The 16,261-nt window shown below is 69.2% G+C and carries 11 protein-coding genes; 4 read left to right on the top strand and 7 right to left on the bottom strand.

The window, feature by feature from the left end; genetic code table 11:
* Positions 1-68 precede the first annotated feature (68 nt).
* The gene (coaBC, locus tag JOF42_RS00880; protein ID WP_210096129.1) at positions 69-1,283 is read left to right on the top strand and encodes a bifunctional phosphopantothenoylcysteine decarboxylase/phosphopantothenate--cysteine ligase CoaBC; all 1,215 of its coding nucleotides are present in this window, start codon (positions 69-71) and stop codon (positions 1,281-1,283) included.
* A gap of 63 nt (positions 1,284-1,346) precedes the next feature.
* Positions 1,347-3,566 carry an ATP-dependent Clp protease ATP-binding subunit gene (locus tag JOF42_RS00875; protein ID WP_210096128.1) on the top strand — a complete coding sequence of 740 codons (2,220 nt, stop codon included), beginning with the start codon at positions 1,347-1,349 and terminating at the stop codon, positions 3,564-3,566.
* An 82-nt stretch (positions 3,567-3,648) separates the two neighbouring features.
* On the opposite strand, the gene JOF42_RS00870 is transcribed toward JOF42_RS00875, so the two are convergent.
* Both JOF42_RS00870 and JOF42_RS00865 read right to left on the bottom strand, forming a co-directional pair.
* Positions 3,649-5,160: an APC family permease gene (locus JOF42_RS00870; RefSeq protein ID WP_210096127.1), complete on the bottom strand. Its 1,512-nt coding sequence runs from the start codon at positions 5,158-5,160 to the stop codon at positions 3,649-3,651.
* 86 nt (positions 5,161-5,246) lie between these two features.
* The gene (locus tag JOF42_RS00865) at positions 5,247-5,834 is read right to left on the bottom strand and encodes a nitroreductase family protein (protein ID WP_307803492.1); all 588 of its coding nucleotides are present in this window, start codon (positions 5,832-5,834) and stop codon (positions 5,247-5,249) included.
* Positions 5,835-6,109: 275 nt separating this feature from the next.
* On the opposite strand from JOF42_RS00865, the gene ppk2 reads away from it, so the two are divergent.
* Positions 6,110-6,982 carry a polyphosphate kinase 2 gene (gene ppk2, locus JOF42_RS00860; protein WP_210096125.1) on the top strand — a complete coding sequence of 291 codons (873 nt, stop codon included), beginning with the start codon at positions 6,110-6,112 and terminating at the stop codon, positions 6,980-6,982.
* A gap of 64 nt (positions 6,983-7,046) precedes the next feature.
* Here the strand turns inward: ppk2 and JOF42_RS00855 are convergent, their stop codons facing one another.
* Complete coding sequence (locus JOF42_RS00855) at positions 7,047-8,000, bottom strand: LysR substrate-binding domain-containing protein (RefSeq protein WP_210096124.1); 954 nt, start codon at positions 7,998-8,000, stop codon at positions 7,047-7,049.
* 148 nt (positions 8,001-8,148) lie between these two features.
* On the opposite strand from JOF42_RS00855, the gene JOF42_RS00850 reads away from it, so the two are divergent.
* Complete coding sequence (locus JOF42_RS00850) at positions 8,149-11,628, top strand: bifunctional proline dehydrogenase/L-glutamate gamma-semialdehyde dehydrogenase (protein ID WP_210096123.1); 3,480 nt, start codon at positions 8,149-8,151, stop codon at positions 11,626-11,628.
* A gap of 89 nt (positions 11,629-11,717) precedes the next feature.
* Here the strand turns inward: JOF42_RS00850 and JOF42_RS00845 are convergent, their stop codons facing one another.
* The 4 genes from JOF42_RS00845 to JOF42_RS00830 all read right to left on the bottom strand — a co-directional run bounded on the left by JOF42_RS00845 (position 11,718) and on the right by JOF42_RS00830 (position 16,255).
* Positions 11,718-12,773 carry an ABC transporter permease gene (locus tag JOF42_RS00845; protein WP_210099024.1) on the bottom strand — a complete coding sequence of 352 codons (1,056 nt, stop codon included), beginning with the start codon at positions 12,771-12,773 and terminating at the stop codon, positions 11,718-11,720.
* A 47-nt stretch (positions 12,774-12,820) separates the two neighbouring features.
* Positions 12,821-13,717 carry an ABC transporter ATP-binding protein gene (locus JOF42_RS00840; RefSeq protein ID WP_210096122.1) on the bottom strand — a complete coding sequence of 299 codons (897 nt, stop codon included), beginning with the start codon at positions 13,715-13,717 and terminating at the stop codon, positions 12,821-12,823.
* A gap of 113 nt (positions 13,718-13,830) precedes the next feature.
* Entirely contained in the window at positions 13,831-15,048 is a 1,218-nt protein-coding gene (locus JOF42_RS00835) for a hypothetical protein (protein ID WP_210096121.1), read from the bottom strand.
* A gap of 34 nt (positions 15,049-15,082) precedes the next feature.
* On the bottom strand, positions 15,083-16,255 hold the full coding sequence (locus tag JOF42_RS00830) for a benzoate/H(+) symporter BenE family transporter (RefSeq protein ID WP_210096120.1): 1,173 nt from the start codon (positions 16,253-16,255) through the stop codon (positions 15,083-15,085).
* Positions 16,256-16,261 lie beyond the last annotated feature (6 nt).

Here is a 16,261-nt window from a genome sequence, read left to right as displayed (position 1 = left end):
GGCTTCGGGGTTCGCGCGGCATCCCCGGCTCAGCCCCGGTGGGGTGGATGCTGCGGCAGAATCGAACCGTGAACATCGTCGTCGGGGTTACAGGTGGCATCGCCGCATACAAGACAGTGCACCTGGTGCGTCTGCTGACCAAGGCGGGTCATGAGGTGACCGTGGTGCCGACGGAGGACGCACTGCGCTTCGTCGGCACACCGACGTGGGAGGCGCTCAGTCGGCATCCGGTCACGACCAGCGTGCACGACGACGTCGCCCGCGTGCGGCACGTGGCTCTCGGTCAGAACGCCGACCTGGTGATCGTGGCTCCGGCCACCGCCAACACGATCGCGAAGATCACCGCGGGCATCGCCGACGACCTGCTCGGCACCACGCTGCTCGCCACCGAGGCTCCTGTCGTCCTCGCGCCCGCCATGCACGCCGAGATGTGGCGCAATGCGGCGACCCAGGCGAACATCGCGACCCTCGCGTCACGCGGGGTGCACCTGGTCGGCCCGGCTGACGGTGAGCTCGCCGGAGGAGACAGCGGGCCGGGTCGTATGTCGGAGCCCGAGGTCATCGTCGAGGCCGCCCTCGCCCTGCTCGCACCGCGTGACCTCGCCGGACTGCGCGTCGCGATCTCGGCCGGCGGCACCCGCGAGCCCATCGATCCCGTGCGATTCCTCGGAAACCGCTCCAGCGGCCGGCAGGGCATCGCGCTCGCGGCGGAGGCCGCCGCCCGCGGAGCCGACGTGACGGTCGTCGCCGCGAATGTCTCGGCCGACGTGCTCGCCGAGGCACGGCATCCGTCGGTCCGCGTCGTGTCTGTGGGAACCGCCGCCGAGCTCTCGACAGCGATGAAGGATGCCTCCGCGAGCGCTGACCTCGTGATCATGGCGGCCGCGGTCGCCGACTATCGACCCGCATCCGTGTCGGATCAGAAGCTCACGAAGGAGCAGGGCCTGCTGACGCACCTCGAGCTCGTCGAGAACGAGGACGTCGTCGGAGCGCTGGCGGCTCTCCGTGCCGACGGTCATGCGCCGGAGGGGCAGACGATCGTCGCGTTCGCTGCCGAGACCTCCGAGGACGCGGACGAGCGGCTGGATCGCGCTCGCCGCAAGCGCGAGCGCAAGGGCGTCGACCTGCTCGCCGTCAACCTCGCGAACGCCGAGCACGGTTTCGAGAAGAGGGACAACGCGGTCGAGATCGTCGGAGGGGGTGGTGCTGTCGTGGCATCCGCGTCAGGCTCGAAACGCGAGGTGGCAGGAGCGATCCTGGATGCTGTGCGCAGAATGCGCTAAACTTGAGTCAAGTCCACTCAACTTTCGGACGCCGACCATAAGGAGTCTCCTCAGGAGGAACACATGCCCAGCCCACAGAGCACCCAGAACGACGACCAGCAGTCCGCCCTCGAGCAGTTCGGGATCAACCTCACCGACCGCGCCCGTCAGGGCAAGCTCGACCCCGTGATCGGTCGAGACAGCGAGATCCGGCGCGTCAGCCAGGTGCTCACCCGCCGCACCAAGAACAACCCGGTGCTGATCGGTGAGCCCGGCGTCGGCAAGACCGCCGTCGTCGAGGGGCTCGCGCAGCGCATCGTCGCGGGTGACGTCGCCGAATCCCTCAAGGACAAAGAGCTGGTGTCACTCGACATCTCGGCTCTCGTGGCCGGTGCGATGTATCGCGGGCAGTTCGAGGAGCGGCTGAAGAGCGTCCTCAAAGAGATCACCGAGTCCGATGGGCAGATCATCACGTTCATCGACGAGCTGCACGTGCTCATGGGAGCGGGCGGCGGCGAAGGCTCGGTGGCCGCGTCGAACATGCTCAAGCCGATGCTCGCCCGTGGCGAACTGCGCCTGATCGGCGCGACGACGCTCAACGAGTACCGCGAGTTCATCGAGAAGGATGCCGCGCTCGAGCGCCGCTTCCAGCAGGTCTACGTCGGTGAACCCACGGTCGAGGACACCATCGCGATCCTCCGTGGACTCAAGGGCCGGTATGAGGCGCACCACGGGGTGACGATCTCCGACAGCGCCCTGGTCGCCGCCGCGGCTCTGTCGAACCGTTACCTCCCCGCCCGGCAGCTCCCCGACAAGGCGATCGACCTGATCGACGAGTCGATGTCGCGGCTCAAGATGGAGATCGACTCGTCTCCCGTCGAGATCGACCAGCTCAAGCGCCAGGTCGACCGCATGAAGCTCGAAGAGCTCGCCCTCAAGCGCGAGAAGGACGCCGCCTCGAAAGAGCGTCTCGCGGCCCTGCGGGAGCAGCTCGTGGGGATGGAGGCGCAGCTCGCCGACCTCGAGGCCCGCTGGGCGCGCGAGCGCCAGGGTCTGAACCGCGTCGGCGACCTGAAGAAGAAGCTCGACGACGCGGTCACGCAGCGCGATCTCGCCATGCGCGAGGCCGACTACACGCGTGCCTCGAAGCTCGAGTACGAGACCATCAAGCGCCTCGAGCGCGAGATCGCCGAGGCCGAGCAGGCCGAAGCGGCCGTCTCGAGCGAGGGCCGCATGGTCAACGAGCAGGTCACCGACGAGGACATCGCCGCCGTGATCGCGGCGTGGACCGGCATCCCCGTCGGTCGGCTGCTGCAGGGTGAGAGCGAGCGGCTGCTGCACCTCGAATCCGAGCTCGGCAAGCGCCTCATCGGGCAGAAGGATGCGGTGAAGGCCGTGTCCGATGCCGTGCGGCGCTCGCGGGCCGGCATCAGCGACCCGGGTCGCCCCACCGGCTCGTTCCTCTTCCTCGGCCCGACGGGTGTCGGAAAGACCGAGCTCGCGAAGGCCCTCGCCGACTTCCTCTTCGACGACGAGCGCGCCATGGTGCGCATCGACATGTCGGAGTACGGCGAGAAGCACTCGGTCTCCCGGCTCGTCGGCGCCCCTCCCGGGTACGTCGGCTACGAGCAGGGCGGCCAGCTGACCGAGGCCGTGCGGCGGCGTCCGTACAGCGTCGTGCTGCTCGACGAGGTCGAGAAGGCGCACCCCGAGGTGTTCGACGTGCTGCTGCAGGTGCTCGACGACGGTCGTCTGACCGACGGGCAGGGGCGAACGGTCGATTTCACGAACGTGATCCTGATCCTGACCTCGAACCTCGGTTCACCGATCCTCATCGACCCGACGCTGTCGCCCGATGAGAAGCGCGAGCAGGTGATGGCTCTCGTGCACCAGGCGTTCCGGCCCGAGTTCCTCAACCGTCTCGACGACATCGTGATGTTCTCGGCGCTCAGCCAAGACGACCTGGCCCAGATCGTCGAGCTGTCGATCGATCAGCTGCACGACCGGCTGCGCGACCGCCGGCTCACTCTCGCGGTCACTCCCGATGCTCGGGCGTGGCTCGCCGAGCGCGGATACGACCCGATGTTCGGCGCCCGTCCGCTGCGGCGTCTCATCCAGACCGAGGTGCAGAACAAGCTGGCGACGGCACTGCTCTCGGGTGGGGTGCACGACGGCGACACGGTGCGGGTCGATGTGGCGGCCGACGGCACGGGTCTCGTTCTGACGTCGACCGCCCCGGAGCCCGACACAGGAACCGGGCCGGACGACGACGACGTGATCGAGGCCGAGCTCCTCGACGACTAGAGCGCGGCGAGCGGGCGACTGCAGACACACGGAAGAGGGGCGGATGCCGCGGCATCCGCCCCTCTTCCGTGTCCGGATCGCATCAACCTGCTGTCGGTCTGCGGATTCCCTTCAGCGCATCGGCTTCGAGTTCGCGGCCGATGATCGAGTGTCGCCGCGAGTACGCGAAGTAGATGATCAGGCCGAGCGCCAGCCAGATCGCGAAGCGCAGCCAGGTCTCGGTGCTGAGGTTGAGCATCAGCCAGAAGCAGGCGATCGCCGAGATCCAGGGCAGCCACGGCGACAGCGGCACCGTGAACGGGCGCTCGAGGTCCGGGCGGCTCTTGCGCAGGATCGGCACGCCGATGCTCACGAGCACGAACGCCGACAGGGTGCCGATGTTGATCATGTCGCCGAGCACCTGCACGTCGGTGAAGCCCGCGATGATCGCGATGATCACGCCGACGATCAGCTGGATGCGGATCGGTGTTCCCCGCTTGGCGTCGGTGACGCTGAGCGAGCGGGGGAGCAGGCCGTCGCGGCTCATCGCGAACACGACGCGGGCGAGGCCCATGAGCAGCACCATCACGACGGTGGTGAGTCCGACCAGGCTGCCGATCGCGATGACCTGAGCGGCCCAGGTGGCGCCGACCAGCTCGAACGCGCTCGCGAGCGACGGCTCGTCGAGCTTCGCCAGCTCGGTGTACGACACCATGCCGGTGATGACGATCGCGACCATCACGTAGAGCACGGTGACGATGATCAGGCCGAGGATGATGCCGCGGGGCACCGTGCGCTTGGGATCCTTGGTCTCCTCGGCGCTGGTCGCGACGACGTCGAAGCCGATGAACGCGAAGAACACCAGCGCCGCACCGCTGAGGATGCCGAAGACGCCGTACATCGTCGGGTCGGAGCCGGTCATGAACGAGAAGAGCGACTGCGTCCACGCGCTCTCGGAGGCGGCACCCGACTGCGCGGGAGGCACGAACGGGGTGTAGTTGGCGCCGTTGATGAAGAAGAACCCGACGACGATGACGAACAGCACGATCGCGACCTTGATCACCGTGAACACGCTGTTCACCCGGCTCGACAGCTGGGTGCCGAGGGCGAGCAGCACCGTGAAGATCGCGACGATGACGACGGGGCCCCAGTCGAACGACAGCGGGCCGAGCTGCAGGGTCATCGGGATCTCGAGATCGAACAGCGAGACGGCGTCGCCGAGGTAGACGCCCCAGTACTTCGCGATCACCGCCGAGGCCATGAGCATCTCGAGGATGAGGTCCCAGCCGATGATCCACGCGAGGAATTCGCCCAGCGTCGAGTAGGTGAACGTGTATGCGGAGCCGGCGACGGGGATGGATGAGGCGAACTCGGCGTAGCAGAGGATCGCGAGGCCGCACACGGCCGCGGCGATGATGAACGAGATGATCACCGCGGGGCCGGCGTGCCGCGCCGACGCCTCGGCGCCGACCGAGAAGATGCCCGCGCCGACGGCCACCGCGACGCCCATGACCGCCAGGTCCCAGACGCCGAGCGAGCGCTTCAGCGAGCGTTTCTCGTCGTGCGTCTCGGCCATCGACTGCTCGACCGATTTGATCCTTCGCTGAATCGCCATGCGGACGAGTCTAGGTCTGGGCGGCCCACGCACGAAGGGCGCCACCCGGTATATCGGGTGGCGCCCTTCGGCGGTGCGGCTGGGTGTCAGGCGCTGAGGATGACCGTCTCGTCGATCGGGCGACGCACGCGCGGTGCGGTCTCGCCCTGCTGGAGACCCTCGGGAAGACCGGCGGCGTCGCCGTACTCGCCGACGGCGATCACGGTGATGGCCGAGAAACGCGGCGACAGGTCGGCGAACTCGCGGACGACTTCAGGGTCGAAGCCGCTCATCTGGTGCACGAGGAGACCCTCGTGGTGCGCCTGCACCGAGAAGTGGGCGACGGCCTGGCCGAGGTCGTAGACCGCGTGGCTGATGGCCTTGCCCTCTTCGGACTCGGTCTCGGCGATCGCGACGATGAGGGCCGAGGCCTTCGAGGCCCAGAGCTGGTTGAACTCGACGAGCGACTCGACGACCTGGTCGAACAGCGCGGTGCCACGGCGAGCGACGATGAAGCGCCACGGCTGCAGGTTGTATGCCGACGGCGACCAGCGCGCGGCCTCGAGGGCGGCGTTCAGCTTGGCGTCGTCGATCGTGTTCTCGGCGTCGTAGGCGCGAGGGCTCCAGCGCCCGGCGAGGACGTCGAGGACGGGGTGCTCGGTGGGGGCGGTGCGGTCAATCACGGGAGTGCTCACGGAAGTGCCTTTCGGAAAGGAGTCGATCGGACTCCTTCGTCCGGGTACGAGGGTCTCAACGAATGCATGTGAACGCATATTCCCGATGACGCCGTATGACTTTCCCCGGGCGCGTGCCGCGGGCGGATGTCGGGCTCTCGCACGCGTGTCCGGTGGGGAATCCTCTGCCGCCTCCGAAAGCAAGGGGGTTCTGCGGGCTGTGCCGGTCTGGTTGTCTCGCGAGATCGGGCGTGGGGCGGCCGCCCGTCACCCACGCCACGGACGGGAAGGACACGATGGCCGGCAAGACCAAGACCAAGACCCAGACCAAGACCAAGGCCCATGACGAGAAGCACAAGCACCATGACAAGAGGAAGACGCACACACGGCTCGACAAGAAGCGGTACGAGAAGGAACTGAGGCGTCTGCAGATCGAGCTCGTCAGCATGCAGCAGTGGGTCATCGCGGCAGATGCGCGGATTCTCGTGATCTTCGAGGGCCGCGATGCGGCGGGCAAGGGCGGTGCGATCAAGCGCGTGATGCAGTACCTCAATCCGCGTCACGCCCGGGTGGTCGCCCTGCCGCAGCCGTCGGAACGCGAGAGGGGCCAGTGGTACTTCCAGCGGTACATCGAGCGGCTTCCCACCACGGGCGAGATCGTGCTGATGGATCGGTCCTGGTACAACCGCGCCGGCGTCGAGAAGGTGATGGGCTACTGCACGGACGAGGAGTACGACCGCTTCCTCGCGCAGGTCCCCGTCGTCGAGCAGATGCTGGTCGACGACGGGATCATCCTGCTGAAGTACTGGTACTCGGTATCCGACACCGAACAGGAGAAGAGGTTCCGGTCACGCTTGAACGATCCGATGCGACGGTGGAAGCTCTCCGACACCGACCTGGCCTCCATCTCCCGCTGGGAGGACTACTCACAGGCCAAGGATGCGATGTTCGACATCACCGATCGCGAGGCCGCGCCCTGGTGGTCGATCGACAGCGACGACAAGAAGGCCGCGCGGCTCAACACCATCCACCATCTGCTGAGTCAGATCCCCTACCGCCGGCTCGACCCCGAAGAGGTCCACTTCCCCGACCGCCCCGCGGCGTCGGGTGCCCCGCGTCCGCCGATCGACGAGCATGCTTTCGTCCCCGACCACGCGGCGACGCTCTAGGCGCGACCGATCGTACGAGCCCGCGCGCCGACCACGCGAGAGCCGGCGCCGTGCCCTGGACTGCTCAGTCGAGCAGATTGCGAGAAGCGGCGGATGCCAGCGCTCGTCGCACCGCGCGGATCGACGGCGCCGCGGCTGACACGCGCCGCGCCGACGAGAAGATCTCCCGACGCGGTTCGTCGGGCAACGGGGTGAGCGCGACCGTCGGCGGCTCTCCCGCCCACACGAGCTCGGGGAGCAGCCCGACCGCGAGGCCGGCGCGGATGAGACGCACATGGGCGGTGAGGTCGGCGACCTCGAAGCGCACATCGGGTTCGAAGCCGGCGGTGCGGCACAGCTGTTCGGCCCAGGCCCGTGACGCCGTGCCCGCGGGCTCGAGCACCCAGGGCTCGTCCCTCGTCGACCACAGCGCCGCTGTCGCATCGGCATCGGCATCGGCATCGGCATCGGCATCGGCAGCTGTGGCATCCGCAGTCTCCGGCGTGCCCGGCCGCCGGGCCAGCGCGATCGAGTCGTGCACGAGCACCACCCGGTCGAGGTCGGCGTGGATCGGTCGGGTGCGTCCGGGATACTGCTCGGCGAGGATCAGATCGAAGTCGCGGCTCGAGACGCCGACGAGCCCGGTCTCGGGGTCGCTCTCGGTGACCTCGACGCGCAGGGCCGGATGCTGCTCGCGCAGCGCGTTGAGCGCGCCGGGGAGCAGCGAGTGCGCGGTCGACTGGAACACGGCGATGTGGACGGTGCCGGTGACCTCGGTGAGCGACTCGGCGACGGCGACCTCGGCGTGTTCGAGCTGGTCGAGGATGCCGATGGCCTCCGCCACGAGGACGTTGCCCTGCGGGGTGAACTGCACGCCGCGGCCGACCCTGCGCAGCAGCGGGACGCCCACCTCCCGTTCCAGAGCGCTCAGCTGCTGCGACACCGATGCCTTGCTGTAGGAGAGGGCGTCGGCGACGGCTGAGAGGGTTCCTCGGCGGGACAGCTCGACCAACATTCGCAGTCGGTTGACGTCGAGCATCCACACCCTTTCCAGACCCCGTGAATCGTTCAGCTCGACTGAACAGAAATCACGCGGATCGGTTGATAGACGTAGCCTACTCGTGCGCCTGAGAATGATCGAGCCGCACACGTACCCGGGTGTGCGATCCCCTGGAAGGTACCCCCTGATGACTGTCGTCGCCGACACCACCACTCCCGACACGACGCCGCGCACCGAAGAGGTCGCCGCCCTCGTGCAGCGCTGGCTCACCGAGAGCGAGACGCACCCCGTCGAGCCCGCCGCGCAGCGCCTCGCCGAGGTGCTCAAGGACCCGAACGGACTCGCGTTCACCGTCGGCTTCGTCGACGGCGTGATGCGCCCCGAAGACCTCAGCGTCGCCGGCCGCACCCTCGCCGAGCTGTCGGAGATCACCCCGTCGCTGCTGCCCGGCTACCTGCGTGCCGCCATCAGGACCGGCGGCTTCTGGGCTCCCAAGCTGCCCGGCGTCGTCGTGCCGATCTCGCGCCGCGTGCTGCGCGCGATGGTCGGACACCTCGTGCTCGACGCGACCCCCTCGAAGCTCGGCCCCGCGATCGCCAAGCTGCGCAAGAGCGGCAACCGCCTGAACCTCAACCTGCTCGGCGAGGCGGTGCTCGGTGAGCGCGAGGCCGGTCGCCGTCTGCAGGGCACCTACGACTTCCTGGCGCGCAAGGACGTGGACTACGTCTCGATCAAGGTGTCGAGCGTCGTCAGCCAGCTGTCGATGTGGTCGTTCGACGAGGCCGTGGCCGACGTCGTCACCAAGCTGACCCCGCTCTACGAGCTGGCCGCCTCGTCGGAGGCCGCGGGCAGGACGAAGTTCATCAACCTCGACATGGAGGAGTTCCGCGACCTCGACCTGACGATCGCGGCGTTCACCAGCATCCTCGACCAGCCCGGCTTCGAGGATCTCGAGGCCGGCATCGTGCTGCAGGCCTACCTGCCCGACGCGCTCGGCGCGATGCAGCGGCTGCAGGAGTGGGCCGCCGCCCGCCGGGCTAAGGGCGGAGCGCCCATCAAGGTGCGCGTCGTCAAGGGCGCCAACCTCGCCATGGAAGAGGTCGACTCGAAGGTGCACGGCTGGCCTCTCGCGACCTACGGCACCAAGCAGGACTCCGACACGAACTACAAGCGCGTGCTCGACTGGTCGATGACGCCGGAGCGACTGGATGCCGTGCGCATCGGCGTCGCGGGACACAACCTGTTCGACATCGCCTACACGTGGCTGCTCGCCAAGGCCCGGAACGTGACGGATGCCGTGGAGTACGAGATGCTCCTCGGCATGGCGACCGGTCAGGCCGAGGCTGTCCGCAAGGACGTCGGCCAGCTGCTGCTGTACACGCCGGTCGTGAACCCGGCCGAGTTCGACGTCGCGATCGCCTACCTCGTGCGCCGCCTCGAAGAGAACGCGAGCCCCGAGAACTTCATGTCGGCCGTGTTCGAGCTGGCCTCCGACCCCGCGCTGCTCACCCGTGAGCGCGAGCGTTTCGAGCGCTCGCTGGCAGGGCTCGAGGCCGACCGGTCGGTGCCGTCGTCGAATCGCGTGCAGGACCGCGCCGCGGAGGCGGCAGCACAGTCGGATGCCGTGACCACCGGCTTCGAGAACCAGCCAGACAGCGACCCCGCGATCGCCGCGAACCGCACCTGGGGCCGTGAGATCCTGGCGCGGTCGGTCGACTCGACGCTCGGCCTCGACTCGATCGCCCTCGCCAGGGTCGAGACGACCGATGAGCTCGACGGCATCTTCGCCGCCGCATCCGCCGCCGCCGTCCGGTGGGCCGCGCTGCCCGCCGCCGAGCGCGCCGCCGTGCTGCACCGCGCGGGCGACGAGCTCGCTGCCCGACGCGGTCAGCTGATCGAGATCATGGCCCACGAGGCAGGCAAGACGATCGCCGAGGCCGACCCCGAGGTCTCCGAGGCGATCGACTTCGCCCACTACTACGCCGAGCGCGCGCTCGACCTCGAGACCGTCGACGGCGCCGAGTTCGTGCCCTCGAAGGTGACCGTGGTGACGCCGCCGTGGAACTTCCCCGTCGCGATCCCCGCGGGGGGAGTGCTCGCCGGTCTCGCCTCCGGTTCGGGTGTGGTCATCAAGCCCGCCAAGCTGACCCAGCGCTGCGGTGCCGTCATGGTCGAGGCGCTGTGGGCCGCGGGCGTGCCGCGCGACCTGCTCGCGCTCGTCGACCTCGCGAACCGCGACCTCGGCACCCGCCTGGTCGCCAGCCCCGAGGTCGACCGCGTCATCCTCACCGGCGCCTACGAGACGGCGCAGCTGTTCCGGTCGTTCCGCTCCGACCTGCCGCTGCTCGCCGAGACCAGCGGCAAGAACGCGATCATCGTCACGCCGTCGGCCGATCTCGACCTCGCGGCCGCGGACGTCGCCCGCAGCGCGTTCGGTCACGCGGGGCAGAAGTGCTCGGCGGCATCGCTTGCGATCCTCGTCGGCTCCGTGGCCGACTCGAAGCGGTTCGAGCGCCAGCTGGTCGACGCCGTCACCTCGATGCGCGTCGGTCTGCCCGAAGACCCGGCGACGCAGATGGGACCGATCATCGAGCCGGCGAACGGCAAGCTGCTGACCGCGCTGACGACCCTCGAGCGGGGCGAGCGCTGGCTCGTGGAGCCCCGCAAGCTCGACGACGAGGGAAAGCAGTGGACGCCCGGCGTCAAGATCGGCGTCGCACCGGGATCGACCACCCACCTGACCGAGTTCTTCGGACCCGTGCTCGGCATCATGCACGCGAAGGACCTCGACGAGGCGATCCGTCTGCAGAATGCGGTGGACTACGGCCTCACCGCCGGCATCCACTCGCTCGACTCCGAGGAGGTCGCCACCTGGCTCGACCGTGTCGACGCCGGAAACCTCTACGTCAACCGCGGCATCACCGGCGCGATCGTGCAGCGCCAGCCGTTCGGCGGATGGAAGCGCTCGGCCGTCGGCGCCGGAGCCAAGGCCGGTGGACCGAACTACCTGTTCGGCCTCGGCGACTGGGCTCCTGCCGAACTGCCGGCGGCCGCACCGGGTGCTGCCGTGATCCCCGCGGTCGACGCGCTGCTGAACGCTGCCGGCTCCGACCTCGGCGCCGTCGAGATCGAGTGGCTGCACCGCGCCGCCGCCGCCGACGAGCGGGCCTGGACCACCGAGTTCGGCACCGTCAGCGACAAGTCCGGCCTCGGCGTCGAGCGCAACGTGTTCCGGTATCGCCCGGTCGCCGCCGACGTGCGCATCGGTGAGGACGCGGCGCTGGCCGACGGCATCCGCGTGATCGCCGCGGCTCTGCGCAGCGGCAGCCCGTTCACCGTGTCTGCCCCTGCTCTGCCCGCGCGGGTCGAGAAGGCGCTGCGCGCCCAGGGCATCACGGTCACGCACGAGAAGGATGCGGCGTGGGTCAAGCGCTTCGCGAAGGCTGCGGCGAAGGCCGAGCACAGCTGGCAGCGGGTGCGCCTCGTCGGCGGTGACGCGTCGGCCCTGTTCGAGGCTCTCGGTGGAACCCCGGACGTCGCCGTCTGGTCGCACGCCGTCACGGGTGCGGGCCGCGTCGAGATGCTGCCGTTCCTGCACGAGCAGGCCGTGTCGATCACGAACCACCGGTTCGGCAACCCCACCACCCTGTCGGAGGGTCTGATCTGACCCGGGTCTGACCGCCGGAACGACGAGGCCCCACCCTGCAGATGTCTGCGGGGTGGGGCCTCGTCGATGGCGGGGTGATCCGAGCGACCTCAGCCGCGCAGGGCCTCCACGAGCTTGACCCGCGAGCCCATGCGCAGCAGCGAGTTCTCGTAGATCTTCGCGCCGACGACGATCGCGGCGACGCAGCTCGCGAGCAGGATCACGAGGCTCAGCAGCGGCTCCCACCACTGCGCCTCGCCCACGAACAGTCGCATCGGCATGCCGACCGGCGCCGAGAACGGCACGTACGACATGATCGTCAGCACCAGCGGGTTGTCGTTGAAGATGATCACCAGCACGTACGGGGCCATGATCAGCATCGTGATGGGGGTCGTGGTCGAGCCGATGTCCTCCTGACGGGAGACCATGGATGCCGCCGCCGCGAACATCGCCGCGAGCAGGATGAACCCGAACAGGAAGAACACCGCGAACCAGATGATCGGGGCTCCGAGCGTCGACAGCACCTCGCGTTGGCCGGTGACTATCAGCCCGATCGTGGCGACCGCGGCCAGGGCGAGGATCTGACCCATCGCGAGGATCGTGTTGCCGATCACCTTGCCGGCGAGCAGCGTGCGCGCCGAGATGGTCGACAGCAGGATCTCGACCACGCGGGTCTGCTTCTCCTCGACGATGCTCTGGGCGATCGTGCCGCCGAAGGTCGCCGCGGCTCCCATGAACACGATGCCGAAGGCGATCGCGATGAAGTAGCGCAGCAGCGGGTTGGTCGTGGCGGGTTCGAGGATCTCGACCGTCGGAGCCTGGGACAGCGCCGACACGAGACTCGTCGGGGCGTCCTTGAGTGCCACGACGGTGAGACCGGTCGGTCCGTCGCCCGGCAGAACGGCGGCGTCGACCTTCTCGTCACGCAGCAGTTCTTCGGCCGCGGCCTGGTCCGGCACCTCGGTGACGTCGATGTCGGGGAGCGCCGACACCAGGGATGCCGTCTCGGACGTCACGGCGACGGGCATCGCATCCGTGTTCTTGCTCGCGAAGCCGCCGATCACGATGCCCGCGAGCGCGATGAGCAGCAGGACGCCCGTCGAGATCAGGAATGCCTTGCTGCGCAGCTTCGACCCGATCTCGCGCTCGGCGACGAGCCAGATCATCGAGGCCTGGGAGCCGGAGCCGGCAGATCCGGTGGTGTTCGAGGTGCTCACTGGATGACCTCCTTGAAGATCTGTGCGAGGGACGGATGCTGGGGGGCGAAGCTCGCCACGTCGCCGCGGTCGACGGCAGTGCGCAGCACGCGCTGGGCGACCTCGGCGTCGTCGGCGTCGAACAGCGCATAACCGCCCTCGAAGTCGAGCACGGTGACACCCGGTTCGGCGCGCAGCCACCCGGCGTCTCCCGCCGAGACCAGCTCGTAGCGGCTGCCCGCGTGCTGGGCGCGGAGCGCGTCACGGGATCCGGAGGCGCGGATCGTGCCCGCGGCGAGGATCACGAGGTCGTCGCACAGCCGCTCGACGACATCGAGCTGGTGCGACGAGAAGAGGATCGATGCGCCCTTCGAGGCCGAGGCCTGGAGCACTGAGGCGACCACGTCGACCGCGAGCGGGTCGAGGCCCGAGAACGGCTCGTCGAGGATCAGCACCTCGGGGTCGTGCACGAGGGATGCGGCGATCTGCGCACGCTGCTGGTTGCCGAGCGAGAGCGACTCGATCGTGTCGCCGAGGCGCTCCCCGAGTCCGAGCTCGGTGAGCAGCGCGGTCGCGCGGGTGGCGGCATCCGTCTTGCTGAAGCCGTGCAGACGGGCGAGGTACACGATCTGCTCGAGCACCTTCATCTTGGGGTACAGGCCCCGCTCCTCCGGCATGTACCCGAAGAGCCGCCGGTCGGCGGAGGTGAGGGTCTTGCCGTCGAGTTCGACGGTTCCGCCGTCGGAGCTGAGGAGTCCGAGGACGATGCGCATGGTCGTGGTCTTGCCGGCGCCGTTGCCGCCGACGAACCCGGTGAGGCGCCCGGGGGCCACCTCGAACGAGACGTCGTCGAGCACGCGCCGAGAGCCGTAGCTCTTGGTGATCCCGGTCAGTACGAGCTTTCCTGTGGTCATGCCCTCACGCTATGGCGGGGCATGGCGTCGCGGCATCCCCCCTGTGGCGGATCTGTGCGGGTGAGCGCGGTGGAGAGACCGTCCACCCTGCGGGGGAGTGACCTGTGCGGGGGTCAGCCCAGGAACAGGAACGAGAAGATGCCGATCGCGAAGGGCGCCATGGTCACCACGAACATGACGCCGACGATGATGCCGACGATCAGCCAGGGGCTCCGGCGCTTGAGTCGCTGGCCCGGCGGGGCGACGCCCGGTGGCGGGGTCAGCAGGCCCTGTGGAGCCGCGAACGGCAGCGCGGGGGCTCCGGGGATGCCGGGCGAGGCGGCCGGAGACGGAAGCCCCGCCTGCGCGGCGACTCCCGCGAATCCGGGATGCGGGGTGGACAGCCGCAGTCGATCGTCGCGCCATCGGGCCCACTGGTCGAGCTTGGTCAGCAGAGCGCCGACCGCGCCGAACAGCCAGGCCCAGGTCGCCGGGTCGAGCGTCGAGATCTCGCGACGGGCGTAGAGGAACAGCCAGTCGTCGACGATCTCCACGTCGAGCTGCGCGGCGTGATCGATGAAGCGCGCCATGACGTCGGGCGTGAAGAGGTAGAGGGCGTCGACCTCGTAACCCGCGGGGCAGTACAGCGAGAAGTAGCGGTCGAAGTCGCCCTCGAGCGAGAGCCGCTGGTCGCCGCTGAAGGCGCCGGCGATCGTGCTGCCGAGGGTGTTGTTGCCGAGGGCGTCGAGCACGATGTTCGGCAGTGGCACGTCGAGCTTGACGGCGACGTACCCCCACCGATGCGTCTGCGACTGCTTGCCGTTGCTCGTCGTGTACTGGTAGTTGCCGAACTCGACGAATCGGGGATCGACGCCCCGGAGCACGTCGGTCGACATCCGGGCCGATCCGCTCGAGAAGATCATGCCCGGCAGCGGTGGGTCGTCGATGCGAGCGAAGTAGCTCATCGCATTCGCCTGCGCGAAGCGGGCGAGACGGAACCGCGTCAGATTGCGGGTGTGGATGCCGCGGCGCACGAGCATCACGATTCCCACGACCAGTCCGGCGAGCAGCAGCAGGCCGAGGACCCCGCCGACCGCGACTCCCGTTCCCCGACCGATCGCATAGCCCAGGCCCATGATCATGATCGCGATGACGGGCACCACGCACAGCAGCGCGAAGCCGGCGAACACCCACGCGATGATCTGACCGGCAGAGCTGGGGTGGGCGGTGCGCTGGGCGCGCGCGAACGCATCGACCTCGGCGGGATTCACCGGCTCGAGCAGCGGGCGGGCGTCGAAATGACCGGCGGGAGGGCCGGGCGACGGGACGGGCGCTGGTGCGGGAACGGTCACGCCCCCACGCTAGCCGAGGCGATGGATCGGGGCTTCAGCGGCGCCCGGCGTGCAGGGCCGTGCGAACGACGAGTCCGGCGACGAGTGCCCAGAACGCGGCGCTGACCCCCAGCAGCGAGATGCCGGATGCCGCCACCAGGAACGTCACGACGGCGGGGATGCGCTCGCCGGGATCGTCGATCGCCTGCTGCACGGCCGACCCGAACGCCGCGAACAGCGCGAGGCCGGCCACCGCGGGGATGACGGCCTCCGGTGCGAGCAGCACGAGCGCGGCGAACGCGGCGGAGAATCCACCGAGCACGAGGTAGGACGCGCCGGTCGAGACGCCGGCGATCCAGCGCCGCTTCGGGTCGGGGTCGGCGTCGGGGGAGGCGGCGAGCGCGGCGCTGATGGCTGCGAGGTTGATCGCGTGGCCGCCTGCTGTGGCGCCGAGCGCGGTGCCGACGCCGGTGACGAGCATCGCCGGACGCCAGGGGACCTCGTAGCCGAAGCTGCGCATGATCGCGATGCCGGGCACGTTCTGCGACGCCATGGTGACGATGAACAGGGGCAGGGCGACACCGATCATCGCACCGACGGTGAACGTGGGGGCCGTGAAGGCGAACCCCGGTATGAGCAGCCCGGGGTCGACCGGAGCGCCCTCCTGGACGAGCGAGACGGTGACGACGACAGCAGCGGCGAGGAATGCGAGCGGAACGGCCCAGCGCGGTGCGAGACGCGCGAAGACCAGCCAGGTGAGCACGACGGGCACCACGCCCCAGGGGTTGGCGACGAGACCGGTGATCGGCGCGAGGCACAGCGGCAGCAGGACGCCTGCGAGCATCGCCTGCGCGATGGACGGAGGGATGCGGGCGATCAGCGCGCCGAGCGCCGGCCAGAGCGCCGTGAGCAGGATCAATGCCGCCGTCACGAGGAACGCCCCGACGGCCGCCGACCAGCCGCCGTCGACGACGCCGGTCGCGGCGAGCAGTGCGGCCCCGGGCGTCGACCACGCGACCGTGATCGGCATCCGATACCGCCAGGCGAGCACGATGCACGCGAGTCCCATGGTGAGGCTGACCGCGAGCAGTCCGCTGGCCGCCTGCGCCGGTGTCGCCCCCACGGCGCTGAGGCCGGTGAGCACGACGGCGAACGAGCTCGTGAATCCGACCAGCGCGGTGACGACCCCGGCCAGGATCGGTCGGGAGAGCGGTGCGGCTGTCGGCATCCTCCG

This window comes from Microbacterium phyllosphaerae, assembly GCF_017876435.1.
GTDB lineage: Bacteria > Actinomycetota > Actinomycetes > Actinomycetales > Microbacteriaceae > Microbacterium > Microbacterium phyllosphaerae.
This window is presented reverse-complemented; position numbering and strand designations above follow the sequence as displayed.

Coding starts and splice junctions, on each gene's coding strand:
- ppk2 (WP_210096125.1), top strand. CDS start 6,110: ATGGCCGGCAAGACCAAGACCAAGACCCAGACCAAGACCAAGGCCCAT.
- JOF42_RS00855 (WP_210096124.1), bottom strand. CDS start 8,000: ATGCTCGACGTCAACCGACTGCGAATGTTGGTCGAGCTGTCCCGCCGA.
- JOF42_RS00830 (WP_210096120.1), bottom strand. CDS start 16,255: ATGCCGACAGCCGCACCGCTCTCCCGACCGATCCTGGCCGGGGTCGTC.
- JOF42_RS00845 (WP_210099024.1), bottom strand. CDS start 12,773: ATGATCTGGCTCGTCGCCGAGCGCGAGATCGGGTCGAAGCTGCGCAGC.
- JOF42_RS00870 (WP_210096127.1), bottom strand. CDS start 5,160: ATGGCGATTCAGCGAAGGATCAAATCGGTCGAGCAGTCGATGGCCGAG.
- JOF42_RS00840 (WP_210096122.1), bottom strand. CDS start 13,717: ATGACCACAGGAAAGCTCGTACTGACCGGGATCACCAAGAGCTACGGC.
- JOF42_RS00850 (WP_210096123.1), top strand. CDS start 8,149: ATGACTGTCGTCGCCGACACCACCACTCCCGACACGACGCCGCGCACC.
- JOF42_RS00875 (WP_210096128.1), top strand. CDS start 1,347: ATGCCCAGCCCACAGAGCACCCAGAACGACGACCAGCAGTCCGCCCTC.